The 26,977-nt window shown below is 69.4% G+C and carries 24 protein-coding genes; 15 read left to right on the plus strand and 9 right to left on the minus strand.

Annotation, left to right across the window (positions count from 1 at the left end; all coding sequences use genetic code 11):
- The 6 genes from C9J49_RS16155 to fliF form a co-directional block, all read right to left on the minus strand.
- A partial coding sequence (locus tag C9J49_RS16155) for a hypothetical protein (protein WP_146613024.1) occupies positions 1 to 702 on the minus strand: 702 nt, incomplete at its 3' end.
- Positions 703 to 723: 21 nt separating this feature from the next.
- Positions 724 to 1,179, minus strand: a complete 456-nt coding sequence (fliJ, locus tag C9J49_RS16160; RefSeq protein ID WP_046078822.1) for a flagellar export protein FliJ — start codon at positions 1,177 to 1,179, stop codon at positions 724 to 726.
- Entirely contained in the window at positions 1,176 to 2,570 is a 1,395-nt protein-coding gene (gene fliI, locus C9J49_RS16165; protein WP_046078821.1) for a flagellar protein export ATPase FliI, read from the minus strand. The genes fliJ and fliI overlap by 4 nt, the downstream gene beginning before the upstream one ends.
- A gap of 10 nt (positions 2,571 to 2,580) precedes the next feature.
- Entirely contained in the window at positions 2,581 to 3,318 is a 738-nt protein-coding gene (gene fliH, locus C9J49_RS16170) for a flagellar assembly protein FliH (protein ID WP_046078820.1), read from the minus strand.
- Entirely contained in the window at positions 3,311 to 4,312 is a 1,002-nt protein-coding gene (fliG, locus tag C9J49_RS16175; protein ID WP_035599633.1) for a flagellar motor switch protein FliG, read from the minus strand. Before fliG ends, fliH begins: the two co-directional genes overlap by 8 nt.
- A complete protein-coding gene (gene fliF / locus C9J49_RS16180; RefSeq protein ID WP_046078819.1) occupies positions 4,302 to 6,044 on the minus strand; it encodes a flagellar basal-body MS-ring/collar protein FliF in 1,743 nt (580 codons plus the stop codon). The genes fliG and fliF overlap by 11 nt, the downstream gene beginning before the upstream one ends.
- Before the next feature lie 247 nt (positions 6,045 to 6,291).
- Between fliF and fliE the strand changes: the two genes are divergently transcribed.
- On the plus strand, positions 6,292 to 6,621 hold the full coding sequence (gene fliE / locus C9J49_RS16185) for a flagellar hook-basal body complex protein FliE (protein WP_035599638.1): 330 nt from the start codon (positions 6,292 to 6,294) through the stop codon (positions 6,619 to 6,621).
- Positions 6,622 to 6,631: 10 nt separating this feature from the next.
- Here fliE and C9J49_RS16190 read toward each other — a convergent pair whose 3' ends face one another.
- Complete coding sequence (locus C9J49_RS16190) at positions 6,632 to 6,985, minus strand: flagellar protein FlaG (protein ID WP_046078818.1); 354 nt, start codon at positions 6,983 to 6,985, stop codon at positions 6,632 to 6,634.
- Between the two features lie 255 nt (positions 6,986 to 7,240).
- On the opposite strand from C9J49_RS16190, the gene C9J49_RS16195 reads away from it, so the two are divergent.
- The 3 genes from C9J49_RS16195 to C9J49_RS16205 are packed head-to-tail and all read left to right on the plus strand — an operon-like array spanning position 7,241 to position 13,223.
- Positions 7,241 to 8,842 (plus strand): methyl-accepting chemotaxis protein, encoded by a 1,602-nt coding sequence (locus C9J49_RS16195; RefSeq protein ID WP_181454310.1) that lies wholly within the window; start codon positions 7,241 to 7,243, stop codon positions 8,840 to 8,842.
- 11 nt (positions 8,843 to 8,853) lie between these two features.
- Positions 8,854 to 10,668 (plus strand): bifunctional diguanylate cyclase/phosphodiesterase, encoded by a 1,815-nt coding sequence (locus C9J49_RS16200; RefSeq protein WP_107181769.1) that lies wholly within the window; start codon positions 8,854 to 8,856, stop codon positions 10,666 to 10,668.
- A gap of 32 nt (positions 10,669 to 10,700) precedes the next feature.
- A complete protein-coding gene (locus C9J49_RS16205; RefSeq protein ID WP_107181770.1) occupies positions 10,701 to 13,223 on the plus strand; it encodes an EAL domain-containing protein in 2,523 nt (840 codons plus the stop codon).
- Positions 13,224 to 13,260: 37 nt separating this feature from the next.
- On the opposite strand, the gene ftsZ is transcribed toward C9J49_RS16205, so the two are convergent.
- Positions 13,261 to 14,382, minus strand: a complete 1,122-nt coding sequence (ftsZ, locus tag C9J49_RS16210; protein ID WP_046078814.1) for a cell division protein FtsZ — start codon at positions 14,380 to 14,382, stop codon at positions 13,261 to 13,263.
- A gap of 225 nt (positions 14,383 to 14,607) precedes the next feature.
- On the opposite strand from ftsZ, the gene C9J49_RS16215 reads away from it, so the two are divergent.
- A complete protein-coding gene (locus C9J49_RS16215) occupies positions 14,608 to 16,461 on the plus strand; it encodes a methyl-accepting chemotaxis protein (protein WP_107181771.1) in 1,854 nt (617 codons plus the stop codon).
- Between the two features lie 22 nt (positions 16,462 to 16,483).
- Here the strand turns inward: C9J49_RS16215 and C9J49_RS16220 are convergent, their stop codons facing one another.
- Positions 16,484 to 17,410: a LysR family transcriptional regulator gene (locus C9J49_RS16220; protein ID WP_107181772.1), complete on the minus strand. Its 927-nt coding sequence runs from the start codon at positions 17,408 to 17,410 to the stop codon at positions 16,484 to 16,486.
- A 160-nt stretch (positions 17,411 to 17,570) separates the two neighbouring features.
- Between C9J49_RS16220 and C9J49_RS16225 the strand changes: the two genes are divergently transcribed.
- The 10 genes from C9J49_RS16225 (at position 17,571) to dctP (ending at position 26,959) form a co-directional block, all read left to right on the plus strand.
- A complete protein-coding gene (locus C9J49_RS16225) occupies positions 17,571 to 18,347 on the plus strand; it encodes a ferredoxin--NADP reductase (protein ID WP_016855905.1) in 777 nt (258 codons plus the stop codon).
- A gap of 270 nt (positions 18,348 to 18,617) precedes the next feature.
- Positions 18,618 to 19,325, plus strand: a complete 708-nt coding sequence (locus tag C9J49_RS16230) for a GntR family transcriptional regulator (protein WP_111382318.1) — start codon at positions 18,618 to 18,620, stop codon at positions 19,323 to 19,325.
- Between the two features lie 260 nt (positions 19,326 to 19,585).
- A complete protein-coding gene (gene nirD, locus C9J49_RS16235; RefSeq protein WP_111382319.1) occupies positions 19,586 to 19,903 on the plus strand; it encodes a nitrite reductase small subunit NirD in 318 nt (105 codons plus the stop codon).
- Between the two features lie 3 nt (positions 19,904 to 19,906).
- Complete coding sequence (locus C9J49_RS16240; protein WP_111382320.1) at positions 19,907 to 20,212, plus strand: recombinase-like helix-turn-helix domain-containing protein; 306 nt, start codon at positions 19,907 to 19,909, stop codon at positions 20,210 to 20,212.
- Positions 20,213 to 20,263: 51 nt separating this feature from the next.
- Complete coding sequence (locus C9J49_RS16245) at positions 20,264 to 21,295, plus strand: aromatic ring-hydroxylating dioxygenase subunit alpha (protein WP_111382321.1); 1,032 nt, start codon at positions 20,264 to 20,266, stop codon at positions 21,293 to 21,295.
- Between the two features lies 1 nt (position 21,296).
- A complete protein-coding gene (locus tag C9J49_RS16250; RefSeq protein ID WP_111382322.1) occupies positions 21,297 to 22,052 on the plus strand; it encodes an SDR family oxidoreductase in 756 nt (251 codons plus the stop codon).
- A 10-nt stretch (positions 22,053 to 22,062) separates the two neighbouring features.
- On the plus strand, positions 22,063 to 23,268 hold the full coding sequence (locus C9J49_RS16255; protein WP_111382323.1) for an NAD(P)/FAD-dependent oxidoreductase: 1,206 nt from the start codon (positions 22,063 to 22,065) through the stop codon (positions 23,266 to 23,268).
- Positions 23,269 to 23,307: 39 nt separating this feature from the next.
- Entirely contained in the window at positions 23,308 to 24,582 is a 1,275-nt protein-coding gene (locus C9J49_RS16260; protein ID WP_111382324.1) for an MFS transporter, read from the plus strand.
- Positions 24,583 to 24,799: 217 nt separating this feature from the next.
- A complete protein-coding gene (locus C9J49_RS16265) occupies positions 24,800 to 25,927 on the plus strand; it encodes an FAD-dependent monooxygenase (RefSeq protein ID WP_111382325.1) in 1,128 nt (375 codons plus the stop codon).
- Between the two features lie 54 nt (positions 25,928 to 25,981).
- A complete protein-coding gene (dctP, locus tag C9J49_RS16270; protein ID WP_111382326.1) occupies positions 25,982 to 26,959 on the plus strand; it encodes a TRAP transporter substrate-binding protein DctP in 978 nt (325 codons plus the stop codon).
- Positions 26,960 to 26,977 lie beyond the last annotated feature (18 nt).

Consider the following 26,977-nt stretch of genomic DNA (forward strand, 5'->3'; position numbering starts at 1 on the left):
AGATGTGTATAAGAGACAGGCCGCGCTGGGGGCGGCGTCGGCACGGGGCTGGGTGGCCTCGAGCAGGGGGTTGGTCGATGGGGCCGCGAGGCCGGGCAGAGGCGACGGGGCACCGTTGGCCGGGGCCTGGGGAGTCGTGGCGGGCGTCGCCCGGGCCTGGCCCGCGCTCTGTCCCGGGGTGAGCTGGGTCATCAGCGTCTGCAGGGCGGCGGCGAGCTCGGGGGGCACAGTCTCCTCGGATGCGTCCGCGGCGGCCTTCCATTCCTGGAGCGCGATGGCGGGGTCCTGGCCGTCGGCCACGGAGGCCAGCAGGGTCTGCAGTTTCTCGGGAAGACCGTCGTCATTGGCGAGCGAGGCCAGGGCCTGACGCAGCGACGCCGAGGCCTCTGCGCCATCTCCTGCCGAGACCAGCAGCGTTTCCAGTTCCTTTTTGACGTCGTCACCCTCGGCGGCGGAAGCCAGCAGATGCTGGAGGCGCTCGGGCAGGGTCACGCCGTCGGCAGTGGCCGTCTCCTGCGGCAGTCGAGCGGCCAGCGGTGACGACTCCGCCCCGCTGGCCGGAGCGGGTTGGGTGCCGGCCTGGGGTGACAGCGAGGCCAGCGCCTTGGCGAAGTCGCCGCCGGTCAGGCCGGCGGCATGGCCCGAGGCGCTGCCCTTCGCGGTCTGGCCCGAGGGGGCGGTGAGCAACTGCTGAATGTCCATGTGGTTCTCCTTGACGGCCGCCTAGTAGCCGCTCGGTACGCTGTCCCGGCGCAGCCAGCGCTGGGTCACCAGTTCGTCGGTGGCGCGCTGTTCGCGCCGCTGTTCGGCCTTGCGCATGGCATCGGCTCGCCGCTCGGCGAGGGTGTCGTAGGCGCTCAGGCGGCGCTGTTCCTGCTGCCAGTGGCGCTGGCTGCGCTCGACGCGGCGCTGCTGTTCGACCAGGGCCTGGCGGGCGCGGGCGAGGGCGTCGTCCAGCGAGGCCAGGAAGCGCTGATAGTTGTGCATGCTGGCCGGATCGATGCCGTCACGCAGGGCCGTCTGGAGGCGAGCGGCGTACTCCGCTCGGTAGCGCTGCAGAGACTCCAGCTGGGCGATGATCTGGTCGGCGCTGCGACGGTCGCCGGCGAGCTTCTGACCGGCCTGGTCGCGGGCCTCCCGGGCCAGTTCGGTGAGGTTGTCGAGTGCGGTGCGGCTCATGGCCTGCCTCCCAGGGCGCCGAGCAGTGCCTGACGCGAGGCATCGAGGTCGGCGCACTCCCCGATGCCCTGTTGCAGGAAGCCCTCCAGGGCAGGATAGCGATTCACCGCCTCGTCCAGCTGCGGGTCGTGGCCGGGATGGTAGGCGCCGACGCTGATCAGGTCGCGATTGCGCTGATAGCGCGCGAACAGGCTCTTGAAGCGGCGTGCCTGCTCGAGCTGCGGAGCGTCGACGATGGCGGTCATCGCGCGGCTGATCGAGGCCTCGATATCGATGGCCGGATAGTGGCCGGCCTCGGCCAGGGTGCGCGACAGCACCACGTGGCCGTCGAGGATGGCGCGGGCCGAGTCGGCGATCGGATCCTGCTGGTCGTCGCCCTCGGTCAGCACCGTGTAGAAGGCGGTGATCGAGCCGCCGCCGCGCTCGGCGTTGCCGGCGCGTTCCACCAGGCTCGGCAGCTTGGCGAACACCGAGGGCGGATAGCCCTTGGTGGCGGGCGGCTCGCCGATGGCCAGGGCGATCTCGCGCTGGGCCATGGCGTAGCGGGTCAGCGAGTCCATGATCAGCAGCACGTTCTTGCCCTGATCGCGGAAGCCCTCGGCCAGGCGGGTGGCGTAGGCGGCGCCCTGCAGGCGCTGCAGCGGCGAGGTGTCGGCCGGGGCCGCCACCACCACGGCGCGCCGGCGGCCTTCCGGGCCGAGGATGTTGTCGATGAAATCCTGGACCTCGCGGCCGCGCTCGCCGATCAGCCCCACCACGATCACGTCGGCCCGAGTGTAGCGGGCCATCATGCCGAGCAGCACCGACTTGCCGACGCCGGAGCCGGCGAACAGGCCCATGCGCTGGCCGCGGCCGACGCTGAGCAGGGCGTTGATGGCGCGGATGCCGACGTCTATCTGGGTATCGATGGGCGCCCGCGACAGCGGGTTGAGCGGCGGCGTGGCCAGCGGCGCCCGGGGTGCCTCGTCCAGCGAGCCCTGGTCGTCCAGCGGCGCGCCATTGCCGTCGACCACCCGGCCCAGCAGCGACTCGCCAAGGGGGAAACGGCGGGCGGCGCCGTCGCTGCCGTCGCCCAGCGGCAGCACCCGGGCGCCGGGGCGCAGGCCGCTGATCTCGGCCAGCGGCATCAGGTACAGGCGCTCGCCGTCGAAGCCCACCACCTCGGCCTCGGCATAGTGGCGGCCCAGCCGGCCGCGGGCGTCGGGCAGCTCGATGCGACAGGCGTTGCCCAGCGCCACCTGCAGGCCCACCACCTCGATCACCAGGCCGGTCGCCCGCACCACCCGGCCGCTGGCGCGGCTGGTCGGCAGCGGCTCGATGCGCCGGCGCACGCCGCGGAGGGCGCGCTGCCAGCTGGCCTGGTGGCGGTTGGTGGGAGCGGTGTCGTTCATCGCGGTCGACTCACGCCTCGTCTTCGTCGGTGTCGGTCGGCGGCTGGCGCCGGCGCAGCTGGTCCTGGATCGCCTGCCAGCGGGTCTCCCAGGTGGCGTCCAGCTCGCCGCGCTCGCTGGTCACCCGGCAGCCGCCGCGGCTGAGCTGGTCGTCGGGCTGGAGTCGCCAGCCGGCGGCCTCCAGCTCCTCGCCCAGGTGTTGCGTGACCAGCTCGAGGTCGCGGGGATGCAGCCACAGGCGCTGCTGGCCGATCAGCGGCGGCTCGCTGTGGAGCAGCTCGCGGATCAGCGTCAGCACCTGCTCGGGGCGCGCCTCGAGGGCGTCGCCGGCGAGCTGGCGGCCGGTGGTCAGGGCCAGGTCGACCAGGTCTTCGGACAGGGCCTCGTCCAGATCGGCCAGGGCTTCCTCGAAGTGGCGGGCCAGCGGCAGCAGCGGCGCGAGCGACTCCTCGAGGCGCTGCTCCAGCTCCTCGCGAGCCTGCCGGCGGCCTTCCTCGAGGCCCTGGGCCAGTCCTTCGGCGTGGCCGGCCTCGCGTCCCTCGCGCAGGCCCTCCTCGCGGGCTTCCTGCCGGGCCTGCTCGCGCAGCTGCTCGAGGGCCTGCTGCTGGCGACGGGCCTCCGCCTCGCGGGCCTGTCGGGCGGCGGCCCTGGGGTCTGGTGTCGAGGCCGCCTTCGGCTCGGGCTGACGCAGCTCGCCCATGCGCCAGCGGCGCCAGGGCGTCTCGTCGTTCCAGCCGGCCTCAGACATAGGTGTCGTCTCCGCCGCTCAGCACGATCTCGCCGGAGTCGGCCAGGCGGCGCACCACCTGGAGGATGGCCTTCTGCTCGGCCTCCACCTGGGAAACGCGGATCGGCCCGCGGCCCTCCATGTCCTCGCGCAGCAGGTCGGCGGCGCGCTGGGACATGTTGCGCAGGAACTTGTCCATGAGCGTCTCGGGCGAGCCCTTGAGCGCGACCACCAGCGAGTTGGTATCGATCTCCTTGAGCACCATCTGGATGCTGCGGTCGTCGAGGTCGACCATGTTCTCGAACAGGAACATCTCGTCGATGATCTTCTGCGCCAGGTCCTCGCTGTGCGAGCGAACGGTCTCGATGGCGGCCTCTTCCTGGTTGCTGTTCATCAGGTTGAGGATCTCGGCCGCGGTGCGGGCACCGCCCATCTTGCTGCGCTTGAGGTTCTGGCCGTCGAGCATGCCGGTGAGTACCTCGGTGAGCTCCTGCAGCGCCGCCGGCTGCACGCCGCTGAAGGTGGCGATGCGCAGCACCACGTCGTTGCGCAGCTTGTCGTCGAACGCTTCCAGCACGTCCGAGGCCTGGTGCCGCTCCAGGTGGATCAGGATCGTGGCGATGATCTGCGGGTGCTCGTCGCGGATCAGCTCGGCCACCATCGAGGCTTCCATCAGGTTGAGCGCGTCGATGCCGGAGTTGTTGCCGGCGCTCTCCATGACGTCCTCGATCAGGCTCGAGGCGCGCTCGCTGCCCAGCGCCTTGGTCAGCACCGAGCGGATATGGTCGCTGGAGTTGAGGTTCAGCGCGATGAATTCCTCGGTCTCGTTGCTGAAGTCCTGCAGCACCTGGCGCATTTCCTCGTGGGAGACCTGGCTCATGGTGGCCATCTCCATGCTCAGCGCCTGCACCTCCTTGTTGGACATGTGCTTGAAGACCTCGGCGGCGCTGTCCTCGTCGAGGGCCAGCAGCAGGATGGCGCTGCGGCGCAGGCCGGTCATCGCATTACTCGTCATGTTTGTTCATCCAGCCGCGAACGATCATGGCCACCATGCTCGGGTCCTCCTGGGCCATCTCGCGCAGATCATTGAGGTTGGCTTCGTAGGTCGTGGCGCGACGCTTGCGACGCCGCGAGGCCGGGCTCTCTTCGTTCGCCGCTTCATCGTCGTGATCCTCGTCGGCCGCGCGGTCGTGCTCGTCGTCCTCGTCGCCGCCCACGCGGGCCTGGAAGCCGGGCGATGCCGGCAGGCTGGCCGGGGCGGGCTGTTCGGTGTAACGGCGGATGAAGGGCCGCAGGATCAGCAGATAGAGCAGCAGCAGGGCGATGCCCACCAGCAGGTAGCGGCCCAGGGCGAAGGCCAGCTGCTGGACGTCGCTGCGCTGCCACCAGGCCGGCTCGCTGGCCGCGTCGTCCCCGGCGGCGAAGGCGCTGTTGACCACCGCGACCTGGTCGCCGCGGGCGTCGGAGTAGCCCATGGCCTGGCGTACCAGACGCTCGATCTGCGCCATCTCCTGTTCGTCGAGCGGCGCGGGAACGAGCTCGCCGGTGTCCTCGTCGAGGCGTTCGCGATAGTTGACCACCACGGCGGCGGAGAGGCGTTCGACCCCGCCGCGGCGATGCTGGACGTGGGAGACCTGGCGATCGACCTCATAGTTGATGACGTCATCACGACTCAGGCGCTGCTCGGTCGTCGTGCCGCCCTCTTCGTCGTTTGCCTGGTCCTGCTCGGCGTCCTCGCCCTGGGCATCGATCGGGGAGGGGGCCGCGCCGGGGGGCGTGTTGCTGAGCGCACCGGGAATGCCCTGGGCCAGATCGCCGTTGCCGTTGACGTTGAGGCTGGTCTGGCGGCTGCGCACCGCGGCCTCGTTGGGCGGCTGGTTGGGGCCGTAGCGTTCGGAGGTCTCCTCGCGTCGGGAGAAGTCGACCTGGGCGGTGACCTGGGCCTTGACGTTACCGCGGCCGAGGATCGGCGCCAGGATGGTCTCGATGCGGCGCTGGTAGGCGCGTTCCACTTCGGCGACGTAGTCGAGCTGGGTGCCGTCGAGCCCCGAGCCGCCGCCATCGGGCGTGGAGAGCAGTCGGCCGCTCTGGTCGACCACCGTGACCGCATCGGCGGCCAGGTCGGGGACGCTGCTGGCGACCAGATGCACGATGGAGGCCACCTGGCCCTCGCCGAGGGTGCGGCCGGGCTGCAGGTTGAGCACCACCGAGGCCTTGGCCGGCTCGCGCTGGCGCACGAAGACCGAGTCCTTGGCCAGCGCCAGGTGTACCCGCGCGCCGGCCACCGGGCCGAGCGATTCCATGGAGCGGGCGAGCTCGCCCTCGAGACCGCGCTGGTAGTTGACCTGCTCGGCGAACTGGCTGATGCCGAAGGCCTGGTTCTCCATCAGCTCGAGGCCGACGTTGCCGCCGCGTGGCAGGCCCTGTTCGGCCAGCTGCAGGCGCAAGCTGTGGACACGGTCGCCGGGCACCATCAGCGCCTGGCCGCCGGCGCTGAACTCGTAGGGGATGCCGCGGCTGTCGAGCTCGCTGATGATGCTGCCGCCGTCGGCTTCGCTGAGGTTGCTGAACAGCACCCGATAGTCGGGGCTGCGCGCCCACAGCAGCAGCGCCACCGCGATGGCGACCACGGCCGCGCCGACGATCAGCAGGGCGATCAGGGGGCTGCCGCGCAGCTGCCGGGACAGCTGGGCGAAGGGAGAGGTCTGGGCCTGTTGGCCGCCGGTGGCGGAGGCGCCACTGCTCATGCGGGCCTCCCGTCGGAGATGACGCCTGGACCCTGGGCTCTAGATGAAGGCATCGACTGCGTTCCCGTCCGTCGCGATTCGCCGCCCGTCCGGGGCGGAACTGTGATGACGGCCATTATCCGCAGGGGGTGTCACGCCAAAGGTATGAAAAACCCGAGTTTTGCGCGTCAATTGCCGGCATGGTGGCCAAGGGCGCGCTGCTAGCCTTGGCTTCCATCGATCACCATGTCCATCACAGGGGTCCCCGATGAGTTCACCCGCTCTCGCCTCGGCGCTCGCCCAGATGCAGTCGCTGGCCACCCAGGCCGGCGGTGAGGCCGCCAAGGGGCAGCAGCTCGACACCGCCGTGGGCAACGGCGGCTTTGCCGGCGAGCTTCAGTCCTCGATCCAGCGCATCAACGAGCTCAAGCTCCAGGCCGCCGACTCGGCCAAGGCCTTCCAGGCCGGCGAGCCGGGCGTCGAGCTCAACGACGTCATGGTCGACATGCAGAAGGCCAGCGTCGCCTCGGAAATGGGGCTCCAGGTCCGCAACCGCCTGGTGACGGCCTATAAGGACATCATGAACATGCAGGTCTGATCGCGCTCGATCAGGCCTCCAGATCGATCAGCCTGCCCTGAAGTTCCTCCAGATGCTCGGCGACGCGCATCACCTCCTCGGCAGGGATCTGGCGAATCAGTTCGCGGGTGTCCCGGTCCACCAGGCGGGTGACCACTCGCGAGGTGGTCTCGCTGAGCTCGAATTCCACCCCGTAGGGGCGCATCACCTCATTGATCCGCTGCACCGGTGCGACCAGCTCGCCCTGGTTCACCGATCCTGTGGCGGCGGTTTCCTCGGGCGGCAGCCAGCCGGCCAGGACCTGCTCCACCCGGCGGCGCGGCGTGCTGCCGTCGGGGGTTTGGGTCGTGCGACTCGCGCTGATCTCGTTAACGGCATCTGACATGGAAGACGCTCCTTCTCGATAAGGGTCTCTCGTTGAGCATGAGGGTTGGACACGGAGCGAGTTATCGGCTGCGGACGAGATATCTTGAATGGCAGCGATAGCGTGAGATGCCTTTTGTTTCGCTGCCATTCATGGAAGAAGTCGACGAAATCTTAATGTCATAAATCGCTGATATAACGCCGGGCATGCCTTCCTGCGGGCCCGGTGCCCGCCCCTTCATCAGCGACAGGTTTTCCGATGCGCCTCCTCGATCGAATGACCATCCGATTCAGCTGGTTCCTGGTGCTGATCGCCTTCACCGCGATCATCCTCGGTACCGGAGCCCTCGGCCTCTACGCCAACCACCACGGCCGCAGTGCCTTCGACACGCTGCGCGACGTCCAGGTCGCCCAGTCCCGGGCACTGAACCGCGCCTACATCGCCACCCTGCGCGCCCAGGTGGCGATGGATCGCGCCGCTCACCTGGTGCGGGTGCCTTCCTTCGACCGCCCGGGGCCCATCCTCGAACAGGCCGAGCGGCACATGGATCAGGCCAAGGCGGCCTTCGAGCGCTTCCAGGCGCTGCCAGTGGCCGAGTCGCAACAGGAGGCCCGCGAGGCGCTGGCCTCACGCTTCCAGTCGCTGTTCAGTACCGGGCTCTCGCTGCAGCTCATGCTGCTGCAGGAGGGGGACGCGGGCGGCTACGATTCCGGCCAGTCCCGGGTCAGCGACATGAGCCAGGCCTTCATGGACGGCGCCGATGCCTTCTTCGCCGGTGCCGTCGAGCGTGGGGACGGTCTGGCCGAGCGCTTCTCGGCGGTGGCCGGCTGGCTGAACCTGGCGCTGCTGGCGGCGTTGGGCGGCGCCCTGGCCATCGTGCTGGTGGTGATCTGGGGCGTGCGGGCCAACGTGCTCCGGCCGCTGTCGCGGATGATCGCGCATTTCCGGCGCATCGCCGACGGCGACCTGGCCACCCTGGTGGAGGCGCGCAGCAACAACGAGATCGGCCAGCTGTATCGCGAGCTCGACGGCATGCGCCGGGCGCTCGCCACCACCGTGGCACGGGTGCGCCACGGCAGCGACCGGGTGCTGGACGGTGCCGGCGACATGAGCGAAGGCAACCAGGAGCTGGCCTCGCGGACCCGGCAGCAGACCACCGCCAGCCTGGACGAGATGACCGCCTCGGTGGCCGACAACGCCACCCATGTGGGCGAGGCCAACCGGCTGGCCGAGCAGGCCACCGGCAAGGCCCGCCAGGGCGGCGAGGTGGTGGCCGATTTCGTCGCCACCATGGATGATATCCATGCCCGCTCGCAGCGGATCGGCGAGATCGTCGGCATGATCGACGACATCGCCTTCCAGACCAATCTGCTGGCGCTCAACGCTTCGGTGGAGGCGGCGCGAGCCGGCGAACATGGCCGCGGCTTCGCCGTGGTGGCCGGCGAGGTGCGCTCGCTGGCCTCGCGCTCGGCGGGCGCCGCCCGCGAGATTCGCGATCTGATCGAGGCCTCGCGCAGCAGCGTGGAGCACGGCAACGGCCTGTCGCGCCGGGCCGGCGAGGACATGACCGGCATCGTCGCCGCCATCCAGGGCGTCAGTGAACGGGTCGACCAGATTGCCCACGCCTCCGACGAACAGCGCCAGGGCCTCGAGCAGGTCAATCAGGCCATGCACCAGATGGGCAGCGTGACCCAGCGCAACCGCGACATGGTCGAGCGCGCCGAGCGGACCGCCGCGACCCTGGAGGAAGAGGCCGAACGCATGCGGGGCTTCACGGCAGGCTTCACCCTGGCGACGGCGGAGGCGCCGACGCCCGAGGACGACGCGACGGAGCCGGCCTCGTCCGACCCTCGCGCACTGGAGGCCATGCCGGCCTGAGGGGGCATTGCATGCAGGATGACCACGACGTTTCAGCGGCGGTGTCAGAACACCGGGTGACGGCCGAACAGGTCGACGAGCTGGCGCGGATACTCGACGAGGGCGCGATCACGCCGCTGTTCCAGCTCATCGTCGATGCCGGCTGCCAGGGGATCTTCGGCTACGAGGCGCTGGCACGCGGCCCCGCGGGGTCGCCGCTGCACTCGCCGGTGGCGCTGTTCGACTGCGCTCGGGAGACAGGACGCCTGCTGGAGCTGGATCTGCTTTGCCGCCGTCGGGCCATCGAGGCCTTCGCGCGATGCGGGCTGCCCGGACGGCTGTTTCTCAACGTCATGCCGGCTTCGCTGCTCGAGCGAGACTTCCGCGAGGGCCTGACCCGTGCCTACCTGGACGGTGTGGGGCTGTCGCCGGAGCGGGTGGTGATCGAGCTGACCGAGCACCTGCCGATCCACGACTATGCGCTGATGCGTCAGGCCGTCGACCATTACCGGCGCATGGGCTTCCAGGTGGCGCTGGACGACCTGGGCGCCGGCTATTCGAGCCTGCGCCACTGGGCGGAGCTGCGCCCCGACTTCGTCAAGATCGATCGCCACTTCGCCCAGGGTATCGATCACGATCCGGGCAAGCGCCAGTTCCTGACCTCGTTGCTCGAGGTGTCGCGGAGCCTCGGTTGCAAGGTCATCGCCGAGGGCATCGAGACCGAGGGTGAGCAGCGCTGCCTGTGGGAGATGAACTGCACGCTGATGCAGGGCTATCACTTCGCCCGCCCGTCGGCGAAGCCGCCGACCCGGCTCGAGCCTTCACTGCCGGCGCGACGTGAGGTCTCCGGTTCCTTCGGCACCACCGCCGCCATGCTGTGCCGGCATCTGGCGCCGGTTCGTCAGGGCACCCGGGTGCCCGAGGTGGTGGAACGCTTCCGTCATGACCCGGAGCTGCGCTGCCTGGCGGTGCTCGACGATGGTGACCGGCCGGTGGGCGTGGTGCGCCAGCACGAGTTCCTGGGCGTGTTCGCCAACCCCTTCAGCCACTCGCTGCATGCCCGGCGGGCCATCGACGAGCTGATGGATCGCCGCATGCTGGTGGCCGAGGCCTCGATGCCGCTGGAGGCGCTGAGCCGGCGCGTCACCGAATCCGCCAAGGGCAGCCGCGACGACTTCGTGGTGGTCGACGATGACGGCCGCTATCGCGGCCTGGGGCAGATCGTCGACCTGCTGCGCGAGATCACCGCCCTCCAGGTGCGTGCGGCGCGCCAGGCCAACCCTCTCACCGGGCTGCCCGGCAACGAGGCGATCCACGATACGCTGGCTGCGCGCCTGGCCCGCGGAGAGGCCTTCGTCGCCGTCTATGCGGATCTCGACGCCTTCAAGGCCTACAACGACGTCTACGGCTATGCCCGCGGCGATCAGGTCATCCTGGCCCTGGCTCGCATGCTGCAGGAAGAATCTGGCGACGATGGTTTCGTTGGCCATGTGGGCGGCGACGACTTCATGCTGGTGCTGGGGGAGGCGACGGCGAAGTCGCGCTGTGAGGCGATCCTGGCGCGTTTCGCCCACTTCGCGCCGCAGTTCTATTCGCTCGAGCACCGCGAGGCCGGCGGTTTCGACGGCCACGACCGTGAGGGGCGGGCACGGTTCGTGCCGCTGATGTCACTGTCGCTGGCCTATCACGCCGTCGCGCCCGGGGCAGAGAGAACCGCCATGGACATCGGCAACGTGCTGGCCGAACTGAAGGCCGAGGCCAAGCGTCAGCCGGGCAACAGCCTGTTTGTTGATCGTCGTCAAGGACGCGCCGGGCTTGACTGTCGTCCAGACGAAACGCTGCGCTAGGTTGAGAGGTTCTCTCACGATGCGGTAAGCGAATGGACTCGGATCAGCTGCTCAACACCCACGCCCTCTCCGTCGAACGGATCATGCATACCGGCCTGCTCAGCTGCGGGCCGGACACGCCGCTGTGCGAGGCCGCCTCGCGCATGAGTCAGCGTCGCTGCAGCGCGATCCTGGTGGTCGAGGAGGGCCGGACCCTCGGCATCTGGACCGAGCGCGACAGCCTGGCCCTCGACTTCGCCGACCCCGAGTCGCTGCGCCGCCCGGTCGGCGAGGTGATGAGCCGGCCGGTGGTCACCATCGACCGTGGCGTGTCGGTGGGCGAGGTCGCCGCGCGTTTCGCTCAGCTGGGCTATCGCCACCTGCTGGTGGTGGATGACGACGAACGCCCGTTGGGCATGGTGTCCCAGAGCGACGTGGCGCTGAACCAGGGGCTCGAGCCCTATCTGCGGTTGCGCGAGGTCAAGGGCGCGATGCGCCGCTCGCCGGTGGTGCTGCCGAGCGCTCTCGGCCTGGCCGAGGCGGCGCGCTGGATGCGCGACGCCGGCGCCGAGGCCGCCGTGGTGGAGGACGACTCGCGCTCGCTGGGCATCCTCACCGAGCGCGACCTGGTGCGCTTCGTCGCCCGTCATCCGGGCTCGATGAGCGTCGGCGAGCTGGCCAGCCGTCCGCTGCTGACCATCGGCGCCGATGAGCCGCTGATCCGCGCCCGCGATGCGCTGGTCGGCGAGGGGGTGCGTCACCTGGCGGTTGTCGACGAGGCGGGCGGCGTGAGCGGCTTGCTGGGCTTCCAGGACCTGCTCTCCGGGGTCGAGCACGGCTACCTGCAGGATCTGCGCGAGGCGCTCGAGGCGCGTGACCGGGCGCTGGCCGAGTCGCGTGAGAGCCTGCAGCTGGCCGAGCGGGTCATCGATGCCTCGCTGGAGGGCATCATCATCACCGACCCGCAGACGCGCATCCGCTTCGTCAATCCGGCCTTCACCCACATGACCGGCTACTCCCTGGAGGAAGTGGTCGGCCGCACGCCGGCGGTGCTGTCCTCCGGGCGCCACGACGCGGTCTTCTACCGGGACATGTGGGACACGCTGCAGCAGGGCGGCTTCTGGCGCGGCGAGATATGGAATCGGCGCAAGAGCGGCGAGCTCTACCTGGAGCTGCTGACGATCTCGGCGATCCGCGATGAGCGGGGCGAGGTCACCCACTACGCGGCGCTGTTCACCGACATCACCCATATCCGCGAGAACGAGGAGCGGGTGCGCCACCTGGCCTACTACGATCCGCTCACCGGCCTGCCCAATCGGCGCCTGCTCGACGATCGTCTGGCGCTGGCGATCCGCCACGCCCATCGACAGGGGCGGCGCCTGGCGGTGCTGTTCCTCGATCTGGACCACTTCAAGCAGGTCAACGATTCGCTGGGGCATGCCGTGGGCGACGAGCTGCTGGTGCGGCTCACCGAGCGCCTGCAGCACCACCTGCGCGAGGACGATACCCTGGCGCGTCTGGGCGGCGACGAGTTCATCGTGCTGCTGCCCGACGTCAAGGAAGTCGACGAGGTGACCCGGGTGGCGCGGCGGCTGATCGAGGCGACCAGCGCGCCCTTCGAGCTGGGCACGCAGCGCTTCCGGGTCGGCTGCAGCCTGGGCATCAGCCTCTACCCCGACGACGGCGACACGCCCGAGCGGCTGGTGAAGCGAGCCGATGCGGCCATGTACCGCGCCAAGGAGGAAGGGCGCAACACCTACCGGCTCTATCGCGCCGAGATGCATGTCGAGGATCACCAGCACCTGGCGCTGGAGACGGCGCTGCGCAACACCGCCGAGACCGGCGAGGGGCTCGATGTCCATTATCAGCCGCTGATCGACCGCGACAGCGGCGAGGTCAAGGGCGGCGAGGCGCTGCTGCGCTGGCATGCGCCGGGGCTGGGGGAGGTGTCGCCGGGGGACTTCATACCGCTGGCCGAGCGCTCCGGGCTGATCCTGCCGCTGGGGCGACGGCTGATGCAGCTGGTGGCCGGCCAGCTGCAGGCCTGGCGCGAGGCCGGCCTGACGCCGCCGCGGGTGGCGATCAACCTGTCGGCGCGCCAGTTCTGGCAGGCCGACCTGGTCGATGAGGTGCGCCGGCTCTACGAGGCGCATGGCCTGCCGCCGGGCCAGATCGGCTTCGAGCTGACCGAGAGCACCCTGATCGACCAGCACCAGCAGGCCGTGGCCACCCTGGCGGCCCTGCGTGACCTGGGCTGCCACATCGCCATCGACGACTTCGGCACCGGCTACTCCTCGCTGAGCTATCTGCAGGAGCTGCCGGTGACGACGCTGAAGATCGATCGCAGCTTCATTCGCGGCCTGGGGGAGTCCCGGGGCAGCGGCGCCATCCTCGCCGCGGTGACCGGGCTGGCCCGGGAGCTCGGCCTGCGGGTGGTGGCCGAGGGCGTGGAGACCGAGGCCCAGCTCGAGGCGCTCGCCGCCTATCACGTCACCCTGATCCAGGGTTTCCTCACCGGCCGGCCGGTGCCGGGAGCGACCTTCCGCGAGCGCTACCTGGATCGGACGACCGCCTAGGCGTCGTCGCTCGGCCGCTTCAGCGCGTCCCTGAGCGTCAGCGGCGCTTGAGGCGGTTCAGGAAGTCGTCGAGATCCAGCAGTTCCTCCGGCTCTGCGCTTCCCTCTCGCTCTGGGGCGTCGGTCGACGACGGCGCCGGGCGCGGCTCGCCGGCCGGGCTTGATCGGCGCGGCGACGGGGGCTGCTTCGCCTGCGTCTGGGCGACCTCCAGCCCGGTGGCGATCAGCGAGACCCGCAGGCGTCCTTCCATGTCGGGGTCGAAGGCGGTGCCAACCACCCGCAGGGCGTCCTCGCCGGCCAGCTCGGCCACCTGCTGCCCCACCTCGTCGAAGTCGGCCAGGCTCAGGTCCGCGCCGGCGGTGATGCTGACGAGCACCCCGGCGGCCTCGGCCAGGTCGGTGGCCTCCAGCAGCGGATGCTCCAGGGCCGCGCGCACCGCCGCGCCGGCGCGGCCCTCGCCCGTGCCCTCGCCGGTGCCGATGCGCGCCCGCCCGGGCCGGCGCATCACCGCCGCCACGTCGGCGAAGTCGATGTTGATCAGTCCCGGCCGGGTGATGACCTCGGCGATGCCGGTCACTGCCTCGCGCAGCACGTCGTTGACGGCGGCGAAGGCGCGCATCATCGAGGCGCCGTGGCCGAGGGTCGGCAGCAGGCGGTCGTTGGGCACCACCGCCAGGCAGTCGACCCGGCCGTCCAGTGCCGCGATGGCCTCGTCGGCGGCCTGCCGGCGCCGCTGACCCTCGAAGCCGAACGGGCGCGTCACCACGGCCACGGTCAGCAGGCCCATCTCGCGGGCCAGGTCGGCGATGGCCGGGGTCGCGCCGCTGCCGGTGCCACCGCCCATGCCGGCCATCAGGAACACCAGATCGGCGCCGGCCAGCCGCGCGCGCAGGCCCTCGTGGCTCTCCTCGGCGGCTCGCCGGCCGGCCTCGGGATCGGCTCCGGCACCGAGGCCGCGGGTGGTGGCGCTGCCGATGGGCATCGCCACGCCCTGTGGCAGCCGCTCGAGGGCCTGGCGGTCGGTGTTCACGGCGATGGCGTCGATGCCCTCGAGGGCGGTGGTGTCGATCAGGTGGCGAACGGCATTGCCGCCGCCGCCGCCGATGCCGACCACCTTGAGGGAAGCGGGATATTCCTGGGGAAGCTGTGGGTCGCTCATGCGTCCTGTCGCGGGATCGGTGAGGAAATGGGCGTCTCCCCATCATCGGCCAAAGTGCCGCCTTCTTGAAAGGTCTGGGGCGCCCCCCGCAGGGTGCGGGAAAATCGGCGGCTCGCGCCGACGGCTAAAGTCGACGCGAGCCGTGGCCGATAGCAGGGTAGCTCCCGGTTCCTGGCACCCGTGGACCGGCACAAGACCAACTCCCCCTTACCCATGAGAGTGACCATGCTGACTTCATTGCGCGCGCGTATCCTGCTCGCCGCCCTGGCGGTGATCGTCGCGGCCCTGATCCTCAACGGAGCGATCAGCTACTTCACCGTCCGCTCCCACAACAATGACCAGATCGCCCAGAACCTGCAGGCGGTGGCCGAGGGCAATGCCCAGGCCATCGAGGAGTGGGTCGATGCCCGCAGCGGCATGCTCGAGGCGCTGGAGGCCGCCGCCGTGGCCGACGACCCGCTGCCGGCCCTGGAGCAGCTGCGCGTGTCCGGCGATTTCATGAACACCTACCTCGGCGACACCGAGGGCGGCGTGGTGTTCTCGGCCAGCGAGACGCCGGAGGGCTATGACCCGCGCCAGCGCCCCTGGTACAAGCAGGCCGTGGAGGCCGGTCACGTCGTGGTCACCGCGCCCTACGAAGACGCCACCTCCGACAAGCTGGTGGTGACCTTCGCCGCGCCCTTCCATCGCGGCGGCGAGCTGGTGGCGGTGGCCGGCGGCGACGTGGCGATCGATGCCATCGCCGACATCGTCGGCCGGATCGCGCCCACGCCTTCGAGCCTGGCCTTCCTGGCCAGCGCCGACGGCACCCTGGTGGCGCATCCCGACCCGGCGTTGAGCCTCGCGCCGGTCGAGCGTCTCTCTCCCGAGCTCGACGCCGCCCGCCTCGCCGCGCTGGCCGAGCGCGACATCCCCGAGCACGTCGATCTCGACGGCGCCGACAAGCGGCTGCTCGCCAGCCCCATCGGCGGCACCGACTGGCAGCTGGTGGTGGCCCTCGACGACCACGAGGCCACCGCCGGGCTGCGTGGCGTCATGAGCGCCTCGACCATCACTCTGGTGCTGGTGGCGCTGGGCGCCGCCGCGATCCTCGGGGCGCTGCTCAAGGTCGCCTTCCGCCGCCTGCTGGCCACCCGCGACGCCATGGAGCACGTGGCCAGCGGCCACGCCGACCTGACCCGCCGTTTGCCCGAGGAGGGCAACGATGAGGTCACCCAGCTCGCCAACGCCTTCAACCGCTTCGTGGCGCGCATGGAGTCGGTGATGCTGACCATTCGCGACAGCAGCGAGTCGGTCAAGGTGGCGGCCACCGAGATTGCCCAGGGCGGCCAGGACCTGTCGCGGCGCACCGAGAACGCGGCCTCCAGCCTGCAGCAGACCTCGGCCTCGATGGAGGAGATCACCGGCACCGTGGAGCACACCGCGGATGCCTCCAAGCAGGCCAGCGGCCTGGCGAGCTCGGCCAGCGAGGTGGCGCGCCGCGGCGGCGAGGCCATGGGCCAGGTGCACGAGACCATGCAGGGCATCACCGAGTCGTCGCGCCAGATCGCCGAGATCGTGAAGATGATGGACAGCATCGCCTTCCAGACCAACCTGCTGGCGCTCAACGCCTCGGTGGAGGCGGCCCGGGCCGGCGAGCAGGGCCGCGGCTTCGCGGTGGTGGCCGGCGAGGTGCGCCAGCTGGCCAGCCGCAGCGCCGAGTCCGCCAAGCAGATCCGCGAGCTGATCGACACCTCGGCGACCCGCACCCAGGAGGGCGAGCGCCAGGTGCAGGCCGCCGGCGAGACCATGGAGGAGCTGGTCGAGAGCGTGACCCGCGTGGCCGACGTGCTGGGTGAGATCACCAGCGCCACCGGTGAGCAGAGCGACGGCATCGGCCAGGTCAACGTGGCGGTCTCGGAGCTGGACAACATGACCCAGCAGAACGCCGCCCTGGTGGAGGAATCGACCACCGCCGCCGAGCATCTCAAGGCGCAGGCCGACCGCCTCGCCGAGGCCGTGGGCGGTTTCACCCTGAGCCAGCACGGCGCCACCGCGGCGCTGCCGGACGCCCGCGCCCGCCGCGGCGAGCCGGCCTAGGGGCTCGCCCGCTGCCTCACCCTCAGGAGGAGTGGGGCAGGTCGATCTGGTCGCTGCAGCGGATGCCTTCAGTCATCTGCCGGCATAGCTTGAGGAACTCGCGCATGCCCGGCGCCAGGTACTTGTGGCGATGCCAGATGAAGGCGAACTGACGGCTCAGGTCCAGGTCGGGGGTGGGGATCGGCACCAGGCTGCCGCGGCGAAAGGCGTCGCGCAGCGCCAGGCGCGAGACGCAGCCGATCCCCAGCCCCGACTCCACGGCGCGCTTGATGCCCTCGGTGTGCTCCAGCTCGAGCAGGGTGTTGAAGCGCCCGCGCCGGTGCCGGGCGGCCTGTTCCAGGGTCAGCCGGGTGCCGGAGCCCTCCTCGCGCATGATCCAGTCCTCACGCAGCAGCCGGTCGAGCTCCACCGGCCCCTGGCCGGCCAGCGGATGGCCCGGGGCGCAGAACACCGCCAGCTCGTCCTCCACCCAGGGCTGGGTGATCACCTCCTCGTCCTCGCACTGGCCCTCGATCAGTCCCAGGTCCAGCTCGTGGTGGCGCACGCCGTCGATGATGGTGCGGGTGTTGCGCACCTGCAGGCGGATGCGGCTGCCCGGATGCTGCTGCATGAAGTCGCTGATCAGCAGCGTGGCCAGGTAGTTGCCGATGGTCAGGGTGGCGCCCACGTCGAGAGTGCCGATGCCCTGCTGGCCGCGCAGCAGTTCCTCGACCTCCTCGGCGCGGTCGAGCAGCGCCACGGCCTTGGGCAGCAGCTGGAAGCCCAGGGCATTGAGCTTGAGACGCTTGCCGATGCGGTCGAGCAGGCGGCAGTCGAACTGGCGTTCCAGCTCGGCCAAGGCGGTGCTGGCCGCCGACTGGGACAGCGCCAGGGCGCGGGCGGCGTGGGAGACGCTCTCGTGCTGGGCCACGGCCACGAACACCTCGAGCTGGCGCAGGGTATAGCGCATGGGAGGGGGCTCCGAGCTAGTATATCTGGAGTATAGATAAGCTTTATCCATACAACCCATTTAACAGATATCCTGCCGTCTCTTAGAATTCTCTGCAAAGATCAATCGGCGCAATTATGAGCTTTCGGTATATGCGCCCTCGCGATACATAGGAGCCGGCATGAGCAAGTTCGCCCTGGAAGAAGTCCTCAGCGTTCATCACTGGAACGACACCCTGTTCAGCTTCAAGACCACCCGCGAGCGCAGCCTGCGCTTCAAGAACGGTCAGTTCGTGATGATCGGCCTGGAAGTCGACGGCAAGCCGCTGATGCGCGCCTACTCCGTGGCCAGCCCCAACTACGAGGATCACCTGGAGTTCTTCTCCATCAAGGTGCCGGACGGCCCGCTGACCTCGCGCCTGCAGCATCTCAAGGTCGGCGACCAGATCATGGTCAGCCGCAAGCCCACCGGCACCCTGGTCACCGATGACCTGCTGCCGGGTCGCAACCTCTACCTGCTGTCCACCGGCACCGGCCTGGCACCGTTCATGAGCCTGATCCAGGATCCGGAAGCCTACGAGCGCTTCGAGAAGATCGTGCTGATCCACGGCGTGCGTACCGTCAGCGAGCTGGCCTATGCCGACTTCATCACCAAGGAGCTGCCGGCCCACGAGTACCTGGGCGAGGAAATCAGCGAGAAGCTGGTCTACTACCCGACCGTGACCCGCGAGGAGTTCCACACCATGGGCCGCCTGACGGACCACATCCGCAGCGGCAAGCTGGCCGAGGACACCGGCCTGCCGCCGCTGGACCCGAAGCAGGACCGCGCCATGATCTGCGGCAGCCCGGCGATGCTCGACGAGACCAGCGCGCTGCTGGACGAGCTGGGCTTCAACATCTCGCCGCGCCTCGGCGAGCCGGGCGACTACGTCATCGAGCGCGCCTTCGTCGAGAAGTAAGCTCGATAGAGCGCCGCTACGCGGCTGGAAGCTGGAAGAAAAAACGCCCCCAGGCCTATGCTTGGGGGCGTTTTTTATTGATGTTGCCTTCGAGCTTCGAGCTTCGAGCTTCGAGCTTCGAGCTTCGAGCTTCGAGCTTCGGGCCTGTGGCCGAGCCTGATAGAATTCCCGCCTTCATTCCCGTTACAAGGCTCCTACGTGCTGACTCTGCTGGCCGATCGTGTCGCCAGGCACCTCGAACGCTCCCCCAGATCGCCTAAGTACCTGTGCATGCGCGATGCGATCATCGAGTTGATCGTCGAGGGTTGGCTGGAGGAGGGCGCGCGCCTGCCCACCGAGCAGGCGTTGGCCGAGGCGCTGCCGCTGAGCCTCGGCACGGTGCAGAAGGCGCTGCGTGACCTGGTGGAGAGCGGCGAGCTCTATCGCCAGCGGCGCCTGGGCACCTTCGTCGCCGGCGGTGACCATCGCCGCGAGATCACCACCCCGGCGTTCGGCTTCCTGCGCCCCGACGGCGCCCGGGTGCGCATGGTGTTCATCCGCCTGCTCAAGCGCGAGCGACTGAGCCTCCAGGGGAACTGGCGCGAGATCCTCGGGCCGTGCGAGGAAGGCCATGTGCGGCTGGTGCGCCAGGATCGCATCGACGGCGCCTTCGACTGCCATACCGAGATCTACCTGCGCGCCGACATGGCGTCGCCGCTGCTCGAGGTGGAGGCCGAGGCGCTGGAGCACGAGAGCGTGCTGCCGCTGCTCGAGGCCCGGGCCCGGGTGACGGTCAGCCATGCCGAGAATCGGGTACGGCTGGTGCGGCTGCCAAAGCCCGCGGCCCGGGTCATGCTGCCCGGCCAGGCCGATGACCCGCCGCTGGGGCTGCGCCTCGAGACCTTCTATCGCCTGGCCGACGACACCACCGTGGCCTGGCAGATCATGCACATTCCCGCCAACGACTATCGTCTCTCCCTGCGCACCGAGCTGCGTTAGGCCTTTCACGAAAACTGCCAGCACTCGCCGACTTTTCGCACGAAACCTAGGCAACGCCCACCGGTCCCTTGAACTCGCTCCCATGCCGCCTGCCCATGCTGTAGGCAGGTGACGCTGTCGTCGTGCCGACCCAATACTATATAGTATTTGACAGCCGACCCGGCGTGCCTATACTGGCGCCAAGGATCATATAAAAAACTTCGTCTTAAATAAGAGATTCGTCAGGGATGAGTCATCCCCCGACCGAAGAGGACCGAGCCATGAGTTGGACTACCGTCTGCAAGACCGATCAGGTGCAGGAAGACTTCCCCTACTCCGCCAAGGTCGACGGCAAGGAGATCGGTGTCTACGTGCTCGACGGCGAGTACTACGCCCTCGAGGACGTCTGCCCCCACGCCTATGCCCTGCTGTCCCAGGGTTTCGTCGAGGACGGCCAGGTGGAGTGCCCGCTCCACGAGGCGACCTTCGACATCAAGAGCGGCAAGTGCCTGCGCGAGCCCGCCGACCGTGACCTCCACGTCTACCCGGTGCGGATCATCGACGACGAGGTACAACTCGAGACCAGCGAGGAGAGCTGAACCATGGCCCAGCAAGACTACAACCCCCAACTGAAGCAGTGGCAGCGCATCATTCCCTCCAGCGAGCCGGGCCAGGGTCATATCGAGACGCCGGGCGGCTTCGCCAATCCCGTGTGGCAGACCCGCGCCAGCGCCCCGGGCGCCTTCGAGCATGCCCTGGTGGCGGCCCTCGAGGAGGTCTTCGCCGACGGCGCGACCGAGCTGGACGCCGTGGTCGAGGGCCTCAATGCTCGCCATCGCCACGATCGCAACGGCCAGGCCTGGACCCAGGAAAGCTTCCTTCAGGAGGTGGCGGTGCTCGGGCAGTGAGCCGCCCGGGGCGCGTCCCCTTGCCAATACAAGACATAACGAGGTCGAGACATGACTAGTGCATCCTCCGTCGACACCGCCGTCCAGGACTATCTGGACAGCGGCCTGCGTTCCCTCTGGTATCCCGTCGCCGCCAGCTGGGAGGTCGGCAGCAACCCCGTGGGCATCACCCGCCTGGGCGAGAACCTGGTGCTGTGGCGCGGCTTCGACGGCACCCTGCATGCCGTCGAGGACCGCTGCCCCCACCGCGGCGCGCGCCTGTCCAAGGGCTGGAACCTGGGCGATCGCCTGGCCTGCTGGTATCACGGCGTCGAGGTCAACGGCGAGGGCGAGGTCTGCGACGTACCGGCGATCAGCAACAGCCCGCTGGTCGGCCAGGCCTGCGTGCGTCGCTATCCGATCCAGGAGGCGCATGGCGCCATCTTCGTCTATTTCGGCACCAGCCCGGACGAGGAGCCCGGCGAGCTCGCGCTGCCCGAGCAGCTGACCGACGGCGAGACCTACGGCCACTTCCTGTGCACCGCCACCTGGAAGTGCAACTACCAGTACGCCATCGACAACGTCATGGACCCGATGCACGGCACCTACCTGCACTCGGACTCGCACTCCATGGCCGAGGGCGACCGCCAGGCCGAGATGGTGCTCGAGCCCACCGAGAGCGGCTTCATCTTCAAGAAGACCGGCCAGACCGGGGTCAACTTCGACTGGGTGGAGTTCGGCAACACCAATGCCCTGTGGCTGCGCCTGTCGATCCCCTACCAGCAGCGCTTCGGCCCGGGCGGTCCGTTCTGGATCGTCGGCATGGCGGTGCCCGAGGACAAGGAGCACACCCGGGTGTTCTTCTGGCGGGTGCGCAAGGTGGACGGCTGGCAGCGCCAGGTGTGGCGCTTCTTCTACCGCACCAAGCTCGAGCAGCTGCACTGGGACGTGCTGGAGCAGGATCGCATTATCCTCGAGAACCTGGCTCCCGAGGCCCGAACGCACGAGAATCTCTACCAGCACGACGTGGGCCTCTCGCGGCTGCGCCGGGTGATGCTGAAGATGGCCAAGAAGCAGCTGGCCGAGCGCCAGCAGGCGGCCTGACATGGCCGAGATGCTGAAGGGCAAGCGCATCCTGGTGACCGGGGCCGCCCGCGGCCTGGGCCGCAGCGTCGCCGAGGCCGCCGCCGCCGAGGGCGCGCGGCTGGTGATCAGCGATATCCTCGAGACCGAGCTTGCGCAGACCGCCGCGGCGCTGCGCGAGCGCGGCGCCGAGGTCGAGGCGCTGGTCATCGACCAGGCCGATCCCGCTTCCATCGAGGCGGGCATGGCACGGGTCGCCGAGGGCGGTGCCCTAGACGGGCTGGTCAACAACGCGGCCATCGCCACCGGCGTCGGCGGCGAGACCATGATGGACTACGACCTGGCCCTGTGGGACCGGGTCATGGCGGTCAACGTGCGCGGCACTTGGCTGATGACCCGCGCCGCGGTGCCGCTGCTCGAGGCCGGCGGCGGCGGCCGGGTGGTCAACCTGGCCTCGGACACCGCCCTGTGGGGCGCGCCCAGGCTGATGGCCTACGTCGCCAGCAAGGGCGCGGTGATCTCCATGACCCGCTCCATGGCCCGCGAGCTCGGCGAGCGCCGCATCGGCGTCAACGCCGTGGCCCCGGGGCTGACCCACTGCGAGGCCACCGAGTACGTGCCCCAGGAGCGCTACGACTACTACGCCCAGGGGCGTGCCCTGAAGCGCGAGCAGCAGCCCGACGACGTGGACGGAACCATCCTCTACCTGCTCTCGGACTGGTCGACCTTCGTCACCGGCCAGGTGATCCCGATCAACGGCGGCTTCGTCTTCAACTGAGGTGGTGCACATGGCAAGCGATATCCAGCACATCGTGGTGATCGGCGGCGGCCAGGCCGGCGGCTATGCCTGCAAGGCGCTGCGCGGCGAAGGCTTCGCGGGCCGGCTGACCGTGGTCGCCGACGAGCCCCACGACTTCTACGAGCGGCCGCCGCTGTCCAAGGGCGTGGTCACGGAGAGCGAGCCGCTGCCGCGGCTGTTCCCGAAGGACAGCCTGGCGGCGCTCGACATCGACTGGCGGCGCCCGCGCCGGGCCGTCGAGATCGACCGCGCGGCCGGCGAAGTGGTGCTCGACGACGGCGAGCGGCTGCCCTACGATCGCCTGCTGATCGCCACCGGCAGCCGACCGCGGCTGCCGGTGGCCGAATGGGCGAGCCTCGCCAACGTCATGACCCTGCGCACCTGGGACGACGCCACCCGACTCAAGGCCAAGCTCGAGGGCAGCCGCCGGGTCGGCATCATCGGCGGCGGCTGGATCGGCCTCGAAGTGGCCTCCAGCGCCCGCAAGCTGGGCGTCGAGGTGGATGTCTTCGAGCGCGCTCCGGCGCTGTGCGGTCGCAGCGTGGGGCCCGAGGTGGCCGAGGCGATCCGCGAGCTCCACGAGCGCGAAGGCGTCGGCCTGGAGCTCGGTCGCCAGGACATCGCCCTGGGCGAGGAGGACGACGGCCGGGTGAGCGTCGTGGCCGATGGCGAGACCCGGGAGCCCTACGACCTGGTGGTGGTGGGGACCGGCGTCGAGATCAACCTGGAGCTGGCCCGCGAGGCGGGGCTCGCCACCGAGCAGGGCATCGTCATCGACGCCGCCGGGCACACCTCCGACCCGCGGATCTTCGCCGCCGGCGACGTGGCCCAGCATCCCCACCTGGGGCTCTGCCTGCAGTCCTGGGCCTACGCCCAGAACCAGGCCCGGGTGGTGGCCGACGCCATGCTCGGCAAGGACGCCCACTACGACGAGCCGGCCTGGCTGTGGTCCGACCAGCACGGCGTCAACATCCAGATCCTCGGCGTGCCAAGCGGCGAGCTGCACTGCGTGGTGCGCCGCGACCCCCAGGGGCCGGTGTTCTTCTACCTGGACGACGGGAATCGCCTGGTACAGATGGTGGCCTTCGACCAGCCGCGCGCCATCAAGCTCGGCAAGCGCTGGCTGGCCGCCGAGCGGGTGCTCGACCCCGAGGCGCTGGGCGATCCCGACTACAACCTGATGCAGCAGCGCTGAACCGACCGTCCCTGACGACACAATGATAAAGGTGAATCGATGTCTGATACCGCCGCCCCGGCCCTGACGGCCGGGGCTTCGCCCGTGGCCGAGTCATCGCGCGGCGCGCGCCGCTGGCTGGTGCCCCTGGCCCTGCTGGCCTGCGTGATCCTGTCGTTCTTCGACAAGATCAGCGTCGCCGTGCTGATCTCGAGCCCCTCCTTCCAGGCCGACCTGGGGCTCGTCGGCGAGTCGACCAAGCTGGGCCTGCTGATGACCGGCTTCCTGCTCTCCTACGGCGCCTCGTCGATGTTCCTGGGTTTCCTGGGCGACATCTTCAGCCCCCGCAGCTGTCTCTACGGCATGCTGATCCTCACCGCCAGCATCATGGCGGTGATGGGATTCGTCGACGACTACGGCCTGATGCTCGGCCTGCGGGTGCTGCTGGGCATCGCCGAAGGGCCGATGTTTGCGGTGGCCTACACCATCGTCAAACGGCTCTTCCCACCCCGCGAGCAGGCCCGGGCGACCATGCTGTGGCTGCTGGGCACGCCGATCGGCGCCACCCTGGGCTTTCCCTTCACCATCTGGGTGGTCGAGCAATTCGGCTGGCGGGCCAGCTTCTTCGCCATCGCGCTGCTGACGGTGCCGGTGATGCTGCTGGTCTACCTGGTGTTCCGGCGCCTCGACGTCACGACCCGCTCCCCGGCGCTGCAGCACAGCGAGCAGTCCCACGTGCCGCTGTCGTCCCACAAGCTGGCCACCGGTCGGCTGCTCAAGCGCTGGTCGTTCTGGTCGATGTGCCTGTTCAACGTCGCCTTCCTGGCCTACCTGTGGGGCCTCAACAGCTGGTTGCCCACCTATCTGGTGCAGGACAAGGGCATCGACCTCGACCAGGCGGGGATCTTCTCCTCGTTGCCGTTTCTCGCCATGCTGCTGGGCGAGGTGGTCGGCGCCATCGTCTCCGACCGTTTCGACCGCCGCGCGCTGATGTGCTCGATCGCCATGCTCGGCGCGGGCCTGGGGCTGTTGATGGTGGTCTCCATCGAAGACTCCAACTGGGCGATGATCGCCGCCATGTCGTTCAGTGCCGCCATGTGGGGCGTCGGCGCGCCCAATGTCTTCGCGCTGCTGGCCAAGGCCACGCCTTCCGACGTCAGCGCCACCGCCGGCGGCATCTTCAACGGCCTGGGCAACTTCTCCGGCGCCCTGGTGCCGGTGCTGATCGGCGCGCTGATCGTCGCCACCGGCGACATGACCGCCGGGCTGATGTTCATGATGACCATGGCCTTCCTCGGCGCCGTGGTGCTGCTCCCCCTGGTCCGCCGCTACTGAGTGGCCGGCGCCGGCCCGGTTCGGGTCGGCGCCTCTCTTCCAGCTCTATCTTGTTGATTCCCTGAGGGTCGTGCGTCGACCCTCGGCGACCGCTCGGGCGACGTTTGACAAAGCCCGATGGCGGGCCTACATTGCTATCATCAAATAATAAACAAAGTTTCAAATATGGCACGCCGAGCGGCGCGCCGTCTGGGATGGCAACAAAGGTAACAACAGCATGACAAGCCTGAAGATCGGTATCTGCGGCGGGGGTGTCGGCGGTCTCTGCGCGGCGCTGGCGCTGCGTCAACAGGGCCACGAGGCCATCGTCTTCGAACGCGCCAAGCAGTTCCTGCGCATCGGTGCCGACGTCAACCTGACCCCCAACGCCGTGCGCGCCCTGGATCGCCTGGGCGTGGGCGAGGTGCTGCGCGAGACCGCGGCGCGTCCGACCCACCGCATCAGCCGCACCTGGGACACCGGCGAGGAAACCTCGCGGCTGCCCATGAGCGAGGCCGCCGAGCAGCGCTACGGCGCGCCGCAGCTGACGATCCATCGCGGCGATCTGCTCCAGGCCCTGGAGAAGGCTCTGCCCGAGGAGGCTATCCGGCTGGGCAAGCAGGCCGAACGCGTCGAGCAGGAGCCGCAGCCACGCATTCACTTCGCCGACGGCAGTGTCGAGGACGTCGACCTGATCATCGCCGGCGATGGCATTCACTCCGCGGTGCGGCGCTCGCTGTTCGGCGAGGATCAGCCCGAGTTCACCGGTCTGGTGTCCTACCGGGCGGTGGTGCCGCGCAGCGCGGTGCCGGAGCTCGAGAATCTGGACGCCTTCACCAAGTGGTGGGGGCCGTCTCCCGACGTGCAGGTGGTGGTCTTCCCGCTGACCCGCGGCGAGGAGGTCTTCGTCTTCGCCACCACGGCCCAGGACGACTGGCGCGAGGAGTCCTGGACCCTGCCCGGCGACGTCGAGGAGCTCCGCGAGGTCTACCGGGACTTCCATCCCGACGTGCGCGCGCTGCTGGCGGCCTGCGAGAGCGTCACCAAGTCGGCGCTCTATGTCCGCGAACCCATGCCCCAGTGGTCGCGTGGCCATGCCACCCTGCTCGGCGATGCCGCCCACCCCATGGTGCCGTTCATGGCCCAGGGCGCCTGCATGGCCATCGAGGACGCCGTGGTGCTGTCGCGCTGCCTGGAAGACGTCGACCGCGCCGGGCTCTCCGCGGCGCTGGAACGCTACGAGTCGGCCCGCAAGGAACGCACCGCCAAGGTACAGCGCGGCTCCCGGGCCAACGACTGGCTCAAGGGCGAGGGAAATGCCGACTGGGTCTACGGCTATGACGCCTGGGGCGTGGCGCTGGCCTGACACCGGCCGCCGCTCTCCGATCGCTCCAATAACAACACTCGAGGAAAACCCCACATGACCAAGCAGCTGCTGACCACGTCCCTGCTGGGCGCGACCCTGGCCGTCGCCGCCGGGGCCGCCCAGGCGGAGGAAGTCACCCTCAACGCCGTGTCCTTCACGCCCAAGTCCGCGGTGGTCTCCCACGGCTTCGAGGCCTTCGTCGCGGCCATCAACGAGGAGTTCGAGGGCGAACTGCAGATCAACTGGCGCGGCGGCCCCGAGGTGATGCCGCCCTTCCGCCTGGCCGACGCGGTGCGCAACGGCTCCATCGACATGGCACTGACCAGCCCCAGCTACTATTCCGGCCTGGTGCCTTCGGCCACCGCCTCCAACCTGTCGTTCAAGACCTACGCCGAGATCGCCGAGACCGATTACCTGAGCCGGATGACCGAGGTCCACGCCGAGCGCGGCCTGCACTTCCTCGGCGAGATCCCGGCGAGCCCGGTGAAGTTCTTCCTGTTCTTCAAGGACGAAGTCACCGGCCTCGACGACATCGCCGGCAAGCGCATCCGCGTCTTCCCGACCATCCTGCCGTTCGTCGCATCGCTCGGCGCCGAGCCTCTGGTGCTGCCCATGGGCGAGATCTATACCGCCATGGAGCGCGGCGTGATCGACGGCTTCGCCCAGAGCAACCTCGGCTGGGTCGACCAGTTCGAGGACGTGGTCAACTACTACATCACGCCTTCCTACTACCGGGCCGGCTTCAATGTGCTGGTCAACCCGGAGGCCTGGAGCGAGCTGCCCGAAGACCTGCAGGGCCGCGTGCAGGCCTACCTGCGCGATGAGCTGGCCCCCGAGATCGACGCCAGCTGGGACGAGATCATCGCCGACGGCTATCGGCAGATGGACGAGGCCGGCTTCCAGGAGGTCGAGCTGACCGGCGACGCCGCCGACCAGTACATCGCCACCGCCATCGAGGCGGCCTGGGACAAGCTGGCCGAGGACGTCGACCCGGCACTGCACGCCGACCTCAAGGCCATGCTGGTCGACTGATCGACCCCGCGCCCCCGG

It is taken from the genome of Halomonas sp. SL1 (assembly GCF_003030865.2).
GTDB classification, from domain to species: Bacteria; Pseudomonadota; Gammaproteobacteria; order Pseudomonadales; family Halomonadaceae; genus Halomonas; species Halomonas halophila.

Coding starts and splice junctions, on each gene's coding strand:
- fliF (WP_046078819.1), bottom strand. CDS start 6,044: ATGAGCAGTGGCGCCTCCGCCACCGGCGGCCAACAGGCCCAGACCTCT.
- ftsZ (WP_046078814.1), bottom strand. CDS start 14,382: ATGAGCGACCCACAGCTTCCCCAGGAATATCCCGCTTCCCTCAAGGTG.
- dctP (WP_111382326.1), top strand. CDS start 25,982: ATGACCAAGCAGCTGCTGACCACGTCCCTGCTGGGCGCGACCCTGGCC.
- fliH (WP_046078820.1), bottom strand. CDS start 3,318: ATGTCTGAGGCCGGCTGGAACGACGAGACGCCCTGGCGCCGCTGGCGC.
- fliI (WP_046078821.1), bottom strand. CDS start 2,570: ATGAACGACACCGCTCCCACCAACCGCCACCAGGCCAGCTGGCAGCGC.
- C9J49_RS16250 (WP_111382322.1), top strand. CDS start 21,297: ATGGCCGAGATGCTGAAGGGCAAGCGCATCCTGGTGACCGGGGCCGCC.
- C9J49_RS16190 (WP_046078818.1), bottom strand. CDS start 6,985: ATGTCAGATGCCGTTAACGAGATCAGCGCGAGTCGCACGACCCAAACC.
- C9J49_RS16260 (WP_111382324.1), top strand. CDS start 23,308: ATGTCTGATACCGCCGCCCCGGCCCTGACGGCCGGGGCTTCGCCCGTG.
- C9J49_RS16200 (WP_107181769.1), top strand. CDS start 8,854: ATGCAGGATGACCACGACGTTTCAGCGGCGGTGTCAGAACACCGGGTG.
- fliJ (WP_046078822.1), bottom strand. CDS start 1,179: ATGAGCCGCACCGCACTCGACAACCTCACCGAACTGGCCCGGGAGGCC.
- C9J49_RS16225 (WP_016855905.1), top strand. CDS start 17,571: ATGAGCAAGTTCGCCCTGGAAGAAGTCCTCAGCGTTCATCACTGGAAC.
- C9J49_RS16240 (WP_111382320.1), top strand. CDS start 19,907: ATGGCCCAGCAAGACTACAACCCCCAACTGAAGCAGTGGCAGCGCATC.
- C9J49_RS16265 (WP_111382325.1), top strand. CDS start 24,800: ATGACAAGCCTGAAGATCGGTATCTGCGGCGGGGGTGTCGGCGGTCTC.
- C9J49_RS16215 (WP_107181771.1), top strand. CDS start 14,608: ATGCTGACTTCATTGCGCGCGCGTATCCTGCTCGCCGCCCTGGCGGTG.
- C9J49_RS16230 (WP_111382318.1), top strand. CDS start 18,618: ATGCGCGATGCGATCATCGAGTTGATCGTCGAGGGTTGGCTGGAGGAG.
- fliE (WP_035599638.1), top strand. CDS start 6,292: ATGAGTTCACCCGCTCTCGCCTCGGCGCTCGCCCAGATGCAGTCGCTG.
- C9J49_RS16205 (WP_107181770.1), top strand. CDS start 10,701: ATGGACTCGGATCAGCTGCTCAACACCCACGCCCTCTCCGTCGAACGG.
- nirD (WP_111382319.1), top strand. CDS start 19,586: ATGAGTTGGACTACCGTCTGCAAGACCGATCAGGTGCAGGAAGACTTC.
- C9J49_RS16220 (WP_107181772.1), bottom strand. CDS start 17,410: ATGCGCTATACCCTGCGCCAGCTCGAGGTGTTCGTGGCCGTGGCCCAG.
- C9J49_RS16255 (WP_111382323.1), top strand. CDS start 22,063: ATGGCAAGCGATATCCAGCACATCGTGGTGATCGGCGGCGGCCAGGCC.
- C9J49_RS16195 (WP_181454310.1), top strand. CDS start 7,241: ATGACCATCCGATTCAGCTGGTTCCTGGTGCTGATCGCCTTCACCGCG.
- C9J49_RS16245 (WP_111382321.1), top strand. CDS start 20,264: ATGACTAGTGCATCCTCCGTCGACACCGCCGTCCAGGACTATCTGGAC.
- fliG (WP_035599633.1), bottom strand. CDS start 4,312: ATGACGAGTAATGCGATGACCGGCCTGCGCCGCAGCGCCATCCTGCTG.